Origin of the sequence: Bacillus sp. H1a (assembly GCF_000633475.1) — a bacterium.
In the GTDB taxonomy this organism is placed as follows: domain Bacteria; phylum Bacillota; class Bacilli; order Bacillales; family Bacillaceae_G; genus Bacillus_A; species Bacillus_A paramycoides.
This window is the reverse complement of sequence record NZ_AYMH01000022.1, coordinates 87,992-100,521: the sequence shown is the minus strand read 5'-3', so window position 1 is coordinate 100,521 and position 12,530 is coordinate 87,992. Positions and strand designations below refer to the sequence as shown.

The window sequence follows — 12,530 nt, the reverse complement described above, 5'->3', positions numbered from 1 at the left end:
TTGCAAAGCCTTTTGTATTACATTATATCGTACGTATAATCTATTTATCTTTTCGGCTGAAAAATATGTTGGAAAAAGTATTTGTGATGTAAATTATCGACCATTTTGTTTGCTTGATACGTACGTTGTTGTTCTAATCGAATGCGTTGCTCCATCATTTTTACTTCGTGATCTGATAAACGTAACATTATACATGTCTCCTTTTCTATAAATATAGGTTTTTGTTTGATATCGATTCCATAATTTATAGTTAAGGAGGTATACTGTGTAACATTGGCAAAAAGCACCTTCCTCTCCCATTACGCTTACGAGGTTAGCTGTCGGACTCGGGAAGTGAGAGTTTCCCTACTTAAAAAGATTCGCCCCAAGTAGCAAAAAGCTACATAAATGGTTCCCCCGCTCCAAAAAAATGGACTCAGCAAAAGGTTGTATAGAGTAAAAAATAACATACATAAACAACTAAGTCAAATTATTTCGTATTTTCTGTTTTTTGAGTTGTGTAAGAATCATGCCATCAGGGAGTGTTGTATCTGTTACTTCAGTGAAGCCGTGTTTTTTATATAATGCGATAGCAGGAGTATTTGCTTTCCCTGTTTGTACAATATACGTTTCAGAAGAGGAGAACATGTCAAATATATGTAGGAGCAGCTTCGTTGCAATCCCTTTATGAAAATGATCGGGTGAGACTACTAAACGATGAATATCAACTACATCTTCATCAACTTTAAAAGAAATAAATCCGGTGAGTAAGTCTTCATGAAAATATCCGTAAAAAGTTTCATCACAATTTTGAATATCAGTTACAGTGTCATATAAACGGGGGATGGCTGTACTATTTATATATTTTGCCTCAATTTCATAAGCGGGAATTTGAATTTTTAAAATAGACGTAGCTGTATCATAAGAGTTTACTATTAATTTTTGAATCATAGTTTATAATCTCCTTTTGGGCCGTTTTTTCATGCGTTTGACAAGATTTTTCTTTTCTGGATATAATAAATGTAAGGATTAAGTAATGACTTGGTAGCTAAATAGAGTCATACTATTATAGGTACAATTGCAGTTTCTATAATAGGTAAAGATTTTCCTGCTCGTATGTTTGGAAATATAATCGCTTGTTTACTAGGAGTTTGGCTAGGTGATGAATTATTGTGCTTAGTGTCCTTCGTTAGATGGTGTGTATACATAGGAGCAATTGTTCTAATTCTCATTGTATCATTTATCGTAAAGGTCGCAAGAAGATAAATTTATAATATATACAATGATGAAAAGCCCTTTATAAGGGCTTTTCATCATTAACTGAGGTGGTATAGTTGGAGAAAGTAAATTTGAGAAAAAGAGATAAGTTGAAAAAGTTTTTTAAAGAACAAAATTATTTAGCGGTGTTACTTGGATTTGCATTATTGTTCATTAACATATTGTTGCTAACAAAAATTTCATTTGTCTTTACACCGTTTATTGTCTTTTTGAAAACAATCTTCTTCCCAGTGTTATTGGCGGGAGTCCTATTTTACATCTTGCATCCTTTCGTTTCATTTCTAGAAAAGAAGGGTGTTTCAAGAATTGTATCGATAGCTTCCATATATATACTTGTACTAGGGCTATTTGTGTTTTTAGTTGTAACGGTTATCCCGATTATTAGAGACCAAATTGATGCGTTAATAAGTAACCTACCGTATTTTGGTCATGAGATTGAGAGAGCAGCACGTAGACTTGGAGAAAGTAATTTACTTGGTAAAATTCAAGAGAATTTAAATGTTGATGTTGCGAATATAGTAAAAGACTACACAGTAGATTTTACAAAATCGTTATCATCAGTAACGGGAAATGTAACAGGATTTTTAAGCACAGTAACTGAGGTCGTCTTAACATTTGTGATGGTTCCCTTTATATTGTTCTATCTTTTAAAGGATGGCGAACAGTTACCGAATCACTTTTTAAAGTTTATATCTGAGCAAAGGCAACCAGCTGCGAAGAGAATACTAGATGATATGCATTATGCGATTAGTTCGTATATTAGAGGACAAATCATTGTTAGTCTATTTATCGGAATTATGTTATTTATCGGGTATTTAATCATTGGAATTAAATACGCCGTATTACTCGCTATTTTGGCGATGATTGTAAACGTTGTTCCGTATGTAGGCCCTGTTATTGCGATAACACCAGCATTAATTATCGCATTTATTGACTCACCAGCAATGATTTTAAAAGTAATTATCGTAATGATGGTTGTACAACTAGCAGAAGGGAAATTTATTTCACCACAAGTAATGGGGAAAAAGTTAGATATTCATCCCATTACAATCATATTTATCATTTTGACCGCAGGGAATTTATTTGGAATTATGGGGGTTATTTTAGCAATTCCGGGATATGCGATACTAAAAGTGTTAGTGACGCATGGTTATAGATTTGTTAAGTTGAATACGTGAAAAAAGAGCTGAAACAGATAAAACTGTTTTAGCTCTTTTTCATTAACAATTGATTTGCATATTGGCGCGCCCATTGATCAGCTTCCAATATGGCATCTAAAGAAGGATCTTTTACGTTATGATGAGCCTCAATTGTTTTGTAAATTGTTTTTTCAATATCGAAAAATGGAATTTCATTTTTAAGAAATAGTGCATTTGCAATTTCGTTCGCTGCATTTAATACGGCGGGAGTAGTACCACCGATTTTGCCACATTCATATGCGTATTGTAGACATGGGAACTTCTCTAAATCTGGTTTTTCAAAATGTAAACTACCGATTTCTAGTAAATTTAATTTTTCATAGGAAGAAGGTAGTCGAGTAGGGTAGTGAAACGCATATTGAATCGGCATTCTCATATCAGGAGCACCAAGTTGTGCCATGACTGATCCGTCAATAAATTCGACTAAAGAATGAATAATACTTTCTTTATGGATCATAACATCAATTTTTTCGTAAGGAATATCAAATAGCCATCTCGCTTCCATCACTTCAAACCCTTTATTCATTAATGTGGCAGAATCGATTGTTAGTTTTGCCCCCATTAACCAGTTTGGGTGTTTTAAAGCATCCTTCGCTTGTAATAGTTTCATTTCTTCACGTGCTTTATCACGAAAAGCGCCACCAGAAGCTGTAACAATTAGTTTTTCGATTTCTTTATTATTTTCTCCGTTTAAACATTGGAAGATGGCTGAGTGTTCGCTATCAACTGGAATTAAGCGACATCCATTTTGTTTCGCTAATTCGGTTACGATATGTCCAGCTGCAACTAAAGTTTCTTTGTTAGCGATGGCAATATCTTTCTTTGCTTTTAATGCTTCAATCGTTGGAAGTAATCCTGAAACACCGACAACGGAACTTAATACAAGATTTGTATCAGGATGAGTAGCTACTGTAATTAAACCATCAGTCCCATATGTAATTTTCGTATTTGTTGAAATACGAGAACGTAATGTATCTGCTAATTCTTTTGTCGCAACGTTTACAATATGAGGTTGAAACGTTTCAATTTGTTTTTCGAGAAGATCGATATTATAATTTGCAGTTAAACCGACGATTTTAAAATGTTCAGGATGAGCTGAAACGACATCTAATGCAGATGTGCCGATGGACCCTGTTGAACCTAAAATGGATATATATTTTACCATGAAAAAAACCTCCAAAGATGTTTCAATTATTTCTACAAACCTATATATTATTAGACAATTAAAGTGGAAATTCCTGCTATATAAAACGGAAAATTGGGGTTTATTTGGAAGTGAAGTGTGATAAACTGTGGAGAATAAATGAAAAAGCAATGAAAGAGAAGAGTACATATTCAAAGCTTTTCAGAGAGCTGATATTTGGTGAGAATCAGTAAGGGATGAATATGGAATGGGCTCTGGAGCTTCTAGCTGAAATGAGTAGGCGAAGACGGTTACTTCACGTTAAGAAGTTGAAGTGAGCTATAGTGATAGCTAATTAAGGTGGTACCGCGGGAGTCTCTCGTCCTTTTTTTAGGATGAGGGGCTCTTTTGTTTTTATATTTGTATAAAGGAGGGGTTAGGATGAGTGAGAAAATTGTGATTACAGGAATTAAGCCAACAGGTTATCCTCATTTAGGTAATTATATTGGTGCAATTAAACCTGCATTACAAATGGCTAAAAACAAAGAAGGAAAAGCATTATATTTCATAGCAGATTATCATGCATTAAATGCTGTGCATGATCCAGAGAAGTTCAGTAGTTATACGAAAGAGGTAGCAGCTACTTGGTTATCACTTGGGCTTGAAGAAGACGTTATTTTTTATCGACAAACAGAAATACCGGAGATTTTAGAATTAACGTGGATATTATCTTGCCTAACTCCGAAAGGTCTTATGAATCGTGCTCATGCATACAAAGCGAAGGTGGAGCAAAATAAAGAAGCTGGAGTAGAGATTGATACGAGTGTAAATATGGGATTATATACGTATCCGATTTTAATGGCGGCGGACATTTTATTATTTCAAGCTACTCATGTACCAGTCGGAAAAGATCAAATCCAGCATATTGAAATTGCTCGTGACATTGCGACGTACTTTAATAATACATTTGGTATGACATTTACGCCTCCAGAGTATGTGATACAAGAAGAGGGGGCAGTCTTACCGGGGCTTGATGGAAGAAAGATGAGCAAAAGTTATGGGAATGTTATCCCGTTATTTGCAGAGCAAGAAAAGCTCCGAAAGTTAATATTTAAAATAAAAACAGATTCTTCACTTCCAAATGAACCGAAAGAACTGGAAACGTTATTTACGATCTATAAAGAATTTGCAACAGAAGATGAAATTCAGTCGATGTGTGAAAAGTATGAGACTGGAATTGGATGGGGCGATGTGAAAAAAGAACTATTTCGCGTTGTAGACCGTGAGTTATCGGGTCCGAGGGAAAAATACGGGAAATATATGAATGAGCCGCATTTACTATATGAAGCGTTAGAAAAAGGTGCTGAGAAGGCACGAGCTATTGCGAAGGCAAATTTAGCGGAAATTAAGAAGCGGATTGGATTTGAGAGGGAACGTTAAGCGTTCCCTTGTTTTTGCATTGTTTGCTGAAACTCCCTAATAATTCTCTCAATGACTGGATGGAGAGTACTAGGCAGTGCATCAAGCGGAAAGAAGCGTAATTCTTTTGATTCAGTTTGATCACATATAAGCTCGCCGTCAAAATCACGGCAAATATAAATAACAAGCACACCGTGTACTTGGTCACCGTTTGGATAGATTTGAAAGAAATCTGGTCCAGAGTATGTACGGAACAGTTCGACATTTTTTACGGTAAGTCCAGTTTCCTCAAATACTTCTCGTTTTAAAGCGTCTTCTAATGTTTCGTTATATTCTAAGGCCCCGCCGATAATACCCCAGCGGTTAAAATCTGTACGGAGTTGTAATAATATTTCATTTTTTTCATTTAATATAATTGCGTGTGAACCGATTAAAATAAGTGGATGATTTCCTACTCGTTTTCTCATGTCTTCAATATAGCCCATATCATTTCTCCTTGTATTTAATAATAGTTAGGAAGTTCTTTTAACATTCTTTCCGCCTTATGTTTAGTAAAAGTTAAGTTATGATCATTTTTTGTTCTAAAGTATAATGTACGTAAAAATGTTTTAATGTTGGCACATAAAATGCAATATTCATTGAGAGAAAGGCGCTTTCTAATTTGAGGAAGCCTTTTTATTTTTTTATGAATAATTGTTGAAATTAAATCTTCTTGCGCATAGTCATGATACAACATCGATACTAAGGGGGTAACAATTCTCTCATCTTCATTGTTATGGTAAATATCCAATGGAGAACCTCCTCCGCACTTTAAAGATGCGATCTTTTCTAGTATTCTATATATTCAAGGACAATCCTGCTCATGCAAGGAGAACAAGCGGAAATTAGAGTATTACATAGATGAGGGAAGATTATGACGATTATAAAACATTTAGAAAAAAACTTTAAAGTAAAAAGAGAAGCGTCTTCTGTAACGATAAAAGAAAATAATACGGTAGTTTTTACAGACGAACAAATTGAAGAAATGGTGCAATATTTTGTTGCTGAGGCGAAAAAAGACGGATTAGAAAATTTACATTTTGAGATTTCTTCAAAAAGCCCAAATTATGATGTATATAGGAAGTGTTTCGGAAAGTATTCATTTGAATATTTTGCTGAAAACATAATTGTATTTAAGGATATATATGAAGTGGATGATATAGAAAGTGATATTGATTTTAAACTTATTGAGGAAGTAGGAGAAGGAGCTTTTCACTCTCTTTGGAATGAAGTGACAGAAGAACAAGTAGCGTATGATCAATTTGTAAATATGATGGAACAAGAAATTGGTGGGCAATGGAAAGAACATTGTTTAATAGCGGTTGTAGGTGAAGAGCCAATAGGAATTGTAATCCCGCATATTGAGAGAGGTACGATAGAAGAAGGGAGACTCATGTATTTCGCAGTTGCTCCAAATGTGCGAAATAAAGGGTATGAAGTAGCATTATTTACAGGGGCGATGTTTGTCTTAAAAGAAATAGGAGCTTCCTATTATATTGGCGAGACAAATGTAAAAAATGAGTGGATGAAGGATATTTTTGAAAAGAACGGATGTCAGTTGCTAAGTTCTACTGAGCGATATGTGAGAAAGTTTTAGAAGGATGAATGACATACTTACTCGAACTCATTTAGCGGGAGGGAGTATATATGTTGAAGCAAGCATTGCATTCATTCGCTTTACTGTATCCAAAAGTATTGTTAGAAGGCTGGAAAGTAGAAAAAGTTTCAGAACGTAATGAAGGGGGAAAATGGGAAACTTTTTGGTTTCAAGTTATTACCCCAACTAGCAAGTTTCGAGTTAAGGAATTTTTTCTTGATATAATGGAGCCGGTGTTTCCAGATAGTTGTCTTTCTCAGGCAAAAGGAGATTGTTTTCAATATAAAGGGCTTGTGTATTGGAAAGGTGTAAATTATAAGGGGAAAGAAAGTTATGTAACATCTAAATGGAAAACGCAAATTGAAATTTCTATTGATCTTGGATATGTAAACCAAGATCAAATGGAAAGGTTCTTATTCGAGTTACAGCCGATAAATATGGAGTTTGCGAAAAAGATATTACATACACCGTTTCACCATTTAAGCTTTCAAGCGAAAAGAGGTGAAGTTGGTGAGATAGGAAGATGTCATGAATGGAATTCTCCAGATGACGTATCATATTCGCAATTTCCAATTCATAAAAAGTTAGGTTGGAAGCTCGAGTCGGTCGGATTCGGAGATGATGAAACGCAGTATGTATACTGGGACGAAGATAATAAACTATATGCACTTTGGGTTTGTAGGCATAAAAACAAAGCGTACTATCCTGTTTCTTCATGGACAACGAATTATGGTGTGAAACAAGTAGTAAACGGTTTAGAGCTTTATTCACACCGGGGGCGAGGCACAGTTGTATATGAAGATTTAGGTGATGAGCAAATCGCTTATGTTTTTCGCGGTAATCCGTGTACAACTTTTGAACAAATAAAAGAACTTTTTGTATGTTTGTAAGATAAACAGAAAAATCAAAACGACAAAGTAAGTTTTCCTATAATACAATAGAGAAGGATTAGACTATACGAGGAAAGCGTTGGTGAAAGTATGAAGCAACAAAAAAATTGGTTACAAGCAACTGTAGAACGAAATGAAGATAATACGTTACATATAGAGTGGGAAAATAATATAGAAGAAGTTCGAATTTATTGGAGTACTTCACCAGAACATATTGAAGAAAATGGAGAGTTACTTGTAACGGTAATTGGAGAGTCATCATGTACAATTGAAAACCCGAGTGAAAATGAGCGTCCATATTTTAGGTTAGTAGGAAATGATGGACAAGTGGTAACAGTCGCGGAGCGCAGATTACCATTAAAAGGAGCGTTTAACTTCCGTGATATGGGAGGATATGAAACGACAGAAGGCCGTAAAGTAAAATGGGGCAAATTGTATCGTTCTGAAGAGTTAGCAGGATTAACAGAATGGGATATCGAGTATTTACAGAAGTCGGGATTAAAACTAATTTGTGATTACCGTACAGATTTTGAAGTGAAGCATAAGCCGAACCCAGGCATTAAGGGTGCTCGTCAAGTATGCATACCAGTTATGCAAGACTTAGCGAAAGATTTAAATATAAATGAGTTTTTCCAGGTTGGTGACTTATCTGTATTAGGAAAACCTGGTGAATATTTAGTGAAAATGAATCAAGATTTTGTGAACGGTAATGAGGCGTTTGTGAGCTTTTTACAGTTAGCACAAAATCCAGAAAACTTACCGTTAGTGAATCACTGTACAGCCGGAAAAGATCGCACTGGCTTTGGTTCAGCATTATTATTACTCCTATTAGGTGTATCAGAAGAAACGGTAATGCAAGACTATTTATTAAGTAACGGTTTCCGTGAAAAGTTAAACGAAAAAATGATGGCATTTTTAGGTGCAAAATTACAAAATGATGAAAGTAGAGCAATATTAGGTGCGATGTTTGAAGCACGCGCTGAGTATTTACAGGCTGCGATTGATGAAATTAAAAAGCAGTATGGATCTATTGAAGCATATGCTGAAAAAGGACTTGGCTTTACGAAAGAATCATTAGAGGAAATGAAAGAATTACTTTTGGAAGATAAATAACAAGAAGGGAGGCTGATTTAGATTAGCCTCCTTTTATTATTGTTGATATAATTTCGTTTATGAGGATGTTGTGCACCGAGGGGGAAATGGGTGAAAAGAACTTACGAATCGGGGGATAAAATGATTCATACACGTTTAAAAGCAGAAGAGTTAAGGGGAAAGCTAACAACAATATTAAGTCAAGAATATAAGGATTTAGCTGTTCAGGATTTAAAGGTGATTGGAACAGGAGTGCAAAATATTGTTTTTCGAGGAGATTCAGAAAAAGGACCTTTAGCATTTCGAGTGCCGTGGGAACGTGAAGTGGAAAATATAAATGAAGATTTATTTAATAGTCGACTTTCGTTGCAAAAGGAAGCAGAGCTTTCTAAGTTTTGTAATTCAAAAGGTATTCCAGTACCAAGGATATACGGATTGCATCTTTCTACCGACCTTGATTTTTTAATTTCGGATTATGTGGCTACGGATCATATGCCTATTCCTGCGTATAAAATAGGAGAGCTAGTTAACAAGCTTCATAGTATGTCACTTGAAGGTTTACATTACGAGCAAAACATTAGAGAGCCAATTAGTAAGCATATAGCGGAACGAATTGTGAAAAGAGTAGAAGGTTTTAATACAGTTACGAACTATAATATTAAACTTCCAGATGCACAATCAATTGAACATATTCTTAGTAGGGCTGACCATACAAAAAGTTTATTGCATATGGATATTCGACCAGCAAATTTAATTGGATATAACGGAGAAGTTAAAGCGATAGTTGATTGGGATAACGCTCTAATTGGTAATCCATTATTGGAGCTTATGAGAATAGCTGAAACGAATGAGGTTAGTTGGGATGAATTTAAAGATGGATATAAGAATGATAATATCTTTAACGCTACTCCTCATATTGTTAGTTTGTTTGTTTTATAGATTAGATACCTCGGTCATGCTTGCAAACTTATTTATAGCACATTTGAAAATAGAAGATAAAGGTGTATTCTATAAAGAGCGAGTCAAAGCACTTTATAATGAAATATATAAAAGCCTATAATTAAGCTATAAGAATGAAGTTTTTAATATAGGAATTGAGGAGAACATCATGAAATACAAAGTTATATTATTTGACGTAGACGATACATTATTAGATTTTCCTGAAACGGAAAAAAACGCATTACATAATGCGTTTGTACAGTTCGGAATGCCTACAGGGTATGATGATTATCTTGCAAGTTATAAAGAGATTAGTAATGGATTATGGAGAGATTTAGAAAATAAAATGATTACGCTAGGTGAATTAGCGGTAGATCGATTTAGACAATTATTTGCTCTTCATAATCTAGAAGTAGATGCACAGCAATTTAGTGATGTATACCTTGAAAACTTAGGGAAAGAAGTACATCTTATAGAAGGTGCAGTACAATTATGTGAGAATCTTCAAGATTGTAAGTTAGGTATCATTACGAATGGATATACAAAAGTACAACAATCAAGAATTGGAAATTCGCCTTTATGTAACTTCTTTGATCATATTATTATTTCAGAAGAGGTCGGCCATCAAAAACCAGCTCGTGAGATTTTTGACTATGCATTTGAAAAGCTTGGGATTACTGATAAGTCGGGCGTATTAATGGTTGGTGACTCGCTAACTTCTGATATGAAAGGCGGAGAAGATTACGGTATTGATACTTGTTGGTATAATCCGAGTCTGAAAGAAAACAAGACAAGTGTTAAGCCGACTTATGAAGTGGAGAGTTTGTTGCAAATTTTAGAAATTGTGGAAGTGGCGGAAGAAAAGGTAGCCTCATTTTAATCATGTTGATATTTGTCGATAAATCGATATATCGAAAAAATCGTTGATATATTGTAAGTTGCGTTAGATATATTTGAAAAATCGTTCAACTAATATATGGATTGAAAAATAGCGCTACTATACTAAGGTCATTCATGTGTTATAATGCATGAATTAAATATACGTATATGCATAGTTTTTCAGAGTGATTTGATGTCAGGTTTGAGCTGTGTAACAACTAGAGGTGAGTGAAGGATGTTAACGTTTTTATTTGAGTTAGACAAGGCTATTCCGCAGAAGGATGAGCCACGGTATGTCTCTTATACAAAGGGCTTTATTGAAGGGGATTTAACAATTCGTGTCGGTAACAGAGTACTTTTTCAGAAGTCATGCATGAAGGTCGCAGAGCTCGGCATTTATTTAGGACAGTGGATGGAACAAGTTCAACATGGACAGAACGTACAAATGAATTATGAAACGAGTGACCGTGATGAAGTAATTCTCGGATTCTTCTATGAAGAGGACGATCAGTGGGGAGTTTCTTCCAGTTGGCAACAATTTGAACTTCAGGAGCGTATATCTACTGCAACATTAGTAGAGAGCGTTCAACGCTATTTATATGAGCTAAATAAGGAACTGCGCGCGATAGAATATCCTGTGACGTTTGATCAGTACTTAAGAGGAGAGCGAATGATGCAGCTTTCTTACAAACGACTGTGTGATAGTAAAGCGGATACGACGTCGATAGAGGTTTACAATGGAAGCAAACAAGTAGGCGTAGTACGGGGCTATTATAAAAATACGTTGATGAAAGTGCTAGACTTCATTCCGAAAGTTGGTAGTAATATCATTTACGAAATAAAGGCTAGTAAGGACAATATTCGCGTCATTGCAAAGGATGTAAGTAGGCAGCGCCAAAGAAAGATTTTAGTAACGTACATCGATAATAATGATGCAGAGCATGAAATGCTTGTATGTGACGGAAAGTTATTGGATGCAAATTTCTTATTTACCTTTACATATAAGACAGAAGAATATGTTGTTCACAAAACTTCATTTGGGATGGGAAAGTTATTACGAAAAGGCTATGTAATCGCAGATTGGAATATTCGTCTTGAGGAAGATATGTATTACATCGAGATGAATGTATATGATGATGATTATATACAGGATCAATACTTACTGTTAGGCGTATTTCATGCGGTTTTGTATGGGTGATAAATGAGAAGTACTGGTTATTCTTCATGGGAAGGGTGCCGGTATTTTTTTATGTGGTTCTGGAAAAAGTACGGTATTTCTTTAAGAATTACAGAAACAACATTACATCAAAGCAACATACTTGTCGCTTTGATGTATGTAGTGATAAAAGCCATAAAAAAATAGGCGTATCAAGTAAAGTGCTGATACACCTTAAAACTACATTGTTAAACAACATGCGTCATCGTGTAATGTATTTTTAATTACTGTAGATTCAGTATTACATATTAGACATGGTGGCCTTAAATTAATCCTCAAAAATAAAAGTCTCATCAATCGTACTATGCAGTGCCCTCGCTATATCGTGAGCAAGCTGCAATGAAGGATTATACTTTCCTTTTTCAAGATGGCTAATCGTTTCCCGACGTACACCAACGCTCTTCGCTAAATCTTCTTGTGTCATATTCAATTTGGCACGGTATTCTTTTATCTTTGTTACGAACGCCATGGTGCATCTTCCATTTCATCAACTGGTTTATCATAAAAGAAAATAGAGAAACCGAACGTAAGAATGAGTGTGCCAAAAATAATAGCAATATCAATTTCTTGTAAAACCGGATTTGGAAATAGCATTTCAGTAAACATAATAATAGCAGTTGTTAGTAATGTAACGATAAAGGCATTTCGGCACGATTTATTTACAATCTGTTCAAAAAGCTCATCATGATGAACCTTTCTATACGTTGTGAAAAAGGAAAAGAAACAGAACATAGTAAACAATCCTTTTTCATAAAAAAAACCGAGAAAACCGAAGAGACCGAGAAATCCTAAATATTTTATCCACGTTGTTTTCACGATAGGTCCTCCTTATAATGTTAGAAATAGTTCACGTTATGTTATAAATATATCACGTATAGAA

14 protein-coding genes, 2 pseudogenes, 1 riboswitch and 1 other annotated feature are annotated in these 12,530 nt (G+C 34.9%); of the genes and pseudogenes, 9 read left to right on the top strand and 7 right to left on the bottom strand.

The window, feature by feature from the left end; translation table 11 throughout:
• Positions 1-44: 44 nt before the first annotated feature.
• Together U860_RS35845 and U860_RS0111685 are read right to left on the bottom strand one after the other, a co-directional pair.
• On the bottom strand, positions 45-188 hold the full coding sequence (locus U860_RS35845; protein ID WP_002172701.1) for a hypothetical protein: 144 nt from the start codon (positions 186-188) through the stop codon (positions 45-47).
• A gap of 98 nt (positions 189-286) precedes the next feature.
• A riboswitch (cyclic di-AMP (ydaO/yuaA leader) is annotated at positions 287-431 on the bottom strand.
• Between the two features lie 28 nt (positions 432-459).
• Positions 460-930, bottom strand: coding sequence for a GNAT family N-acetyltransferase (locus U860_RS0111685; protein WP_025148682.1), 471 nt, complete (start codon positions 928-930; stop codon positions 460-462).
• A gap of 114 nt (positions 931-1,044) precedes the next feature.
• On the opposite strand from U860_RS0111685, the gene U860_RS35840 reads away from it, so the two are divergent.
• The gene (locus U860_RS35840; RefSeq protein ID WP_033795411.1) at positions 1,045-1,245 is read left to right on the top strand and encodes a hypothetical protein; all 201 of its coding nucleotides are present in this window, start codon (positions 1,045-1,047) and stop codon (positions 1,243-1,245) included.
• Positions 1,246-1,313: 68 nt separating this feature from the next.
• Positions 1,314-2,435 (top strand): AI-2E family transporter, encoded by a 1,122-nt coding sequence (locus tag U860_RS0111680; RefSeq protein WP_025148681.1) that lies wholly within the window; start codon positions 1,314-1,316, stop codon positions 2,433-2,435.
• 28 nt (positions 2,436-2,463) lie between these two features.
• Here the strand turns inward: U860_RS0111680 and U860_RS0111675 are convergent, their stop codons facing one another.
• Positions 2,464-3,621: a 1-deoxy-D-xylulose-5-phosphate reductoisomerase gene (locus tag U860_RS0111675; protein ID WP_025148680.1), complete on the bottom strand. Its 1,158-nt coding sequence runs from the start codon at positions 3,619-3,621 to the stop codon at positions 2,464-2,466.
• Between the two features lie 140 nt (positions 3,622-3,761).
• Positions 3,762-3,969, top strand: a binding site (T-box leader).
• 51 nt (positions 3,970-4,020) lie between these two features.
• Here U860_RS0111675 and U860_RS0111670 point away from each other — a divergent pair.
• Complete coding sequence (locus U860_RS0111670) at positions 4,021-5,019, top strand: tryptophan--tRNA ligase (protein WP_025148679.1); 999 nt, start codon at positions 4,021-4,023, stop codon at positions 5,017-5,019.
• Here U860_RS0111670 and U860_RS0111665 read toward each other — a convergent pair.
• The gene (locus U860_RS0111665; RefSeq protein ID WP_025148678.1) at positions 5,016-5,483 is read right to left on the bottom strand and encodes an NUDIX hydrolase; all 468 of its coding nucleotides are present in this window, start codon (positions 5,481-5,483) and stop codon (positions 5,016-5,018) included. The two genes, U860_RS0111670 and U860_RS0111665, sit on opposite strands and share 4 nt — an antisense overlap.
• 17 nt (positions 5,484-5,500) lie before the next feature.
• Positions 5,501-5,785, bottom strand: a pseudogene (locus U860_RS0111660) (DUF2785 domain-containing protein); the annotation flags it as partial.
• A 126-nt stretch (positions 5,786-5,911) separates the two neighbouring features.
• Here U860_RS0111660 and U860_RS0111655 point away from each other — a divergent pair.
• From U860_RS0111655 to U860_RS0111630, 6 genes and pseudogenes are all read left to right on the top strand, one after another.
• Complete coding sequence (locus U860_RS0111655) at positions 5,912-6,634, top strand: GNAT family N-acetyltransferase (RefSeq protein ID WP_025148676.1); 723 nt, start codon at positions 5,912-5,914, stop codon at positions 6,632-6,634.
• A 50-nt stretch (positions 6,635-6,684) separates the two neighbouring features.
• Positions 6,685-7,524 carry a hypothetical protein gene (locus tag U860_RS0111650; protein ID WP_025148675.1) on the top strand — a complete coding sequence of 280 codons (840 nt, stop codon included), beginning with the start codon at positions 6,685-6,687 and terminating at the stop codon, positions 7,522-7,524.
• Between the two features lie 90 nt (positions 7,525-7,614).
• On the top strand, positions 7,615-8,637 hold the full coding sequence (locus U860_RS0111645) for a tyrosine-protein phosphatase (RefSeq protein ID WP_025148674.1): 1,023 nt from the start codon (positions 7,615-7,617) through the stop codon (positions 8,635-8,637).
• A gap of 120 nt (positions 8,638-8,757) precedes the next feature.
• Positions 8,758-9,676 (top strand): annotated as a pseudogene (locus U860_RS31415) (phosphotransferase).
• 48 nt (positions 9,677-9,724) lie between these two features.
• Positions 9,725-10,435 carry a YjjG family noncanonical pyrimidine nucleotidase gene (locus tag U860_RS0111635; RefSeq protein WP_025148673.1) on the top strand — a complete coding sequence of 237 codons (711 nt, stop codon included), beginning with the start codon at positions 9,725-9,727 and terminating at the stop codon, positions 10,433-10,435.
• 234 nt (positions 10,436-10,669) lie between these two features.
• A complete protein-coding gene (locus tag U860_RS0111630; protein WP_025148672.1) occupies positions 10,670-11,632 on the top strand; it encodes a hypothetical protein in 963 nt (320 codons plus the stop codon).
• A gap of 286 nt (positions 11,633-11,918) precedes the next feature.
• Here the strand turns inward: U860_RS0111630 and U860_RS0111625 are convergent, their stop codons facing one another.
• Both U860_RS0111625 and U860_RS0111620 read right to left on the bottom strand, forming a co-directional pair.
• A complete protein-coding gene (locus U860_RS0111625; protein ID WP_025148671.1) occupies positions 11,919-12,119 on the bottom strand; it encodes a helix-turn-helix transcriptional regulator in 201 nt (66 codons plus the stop codon).
• Positions 12,107-12,466: a DUF3796 domain-containing protein gene (locus U860_RS0111620; protein ID WP_025148670.1), complete on the bottom strand. Its 360-nt coding sequence runs from the start codon at positions 12,464-12,466 to the stop codon at positions 12,107-12,109. Before U860_RS0111620 ends, U860_RS0111625 begins: the two co-directional genes overlap by 13 nt.
• Positions 12,467-12,530 lie beyond the last annotated feature (64 nt).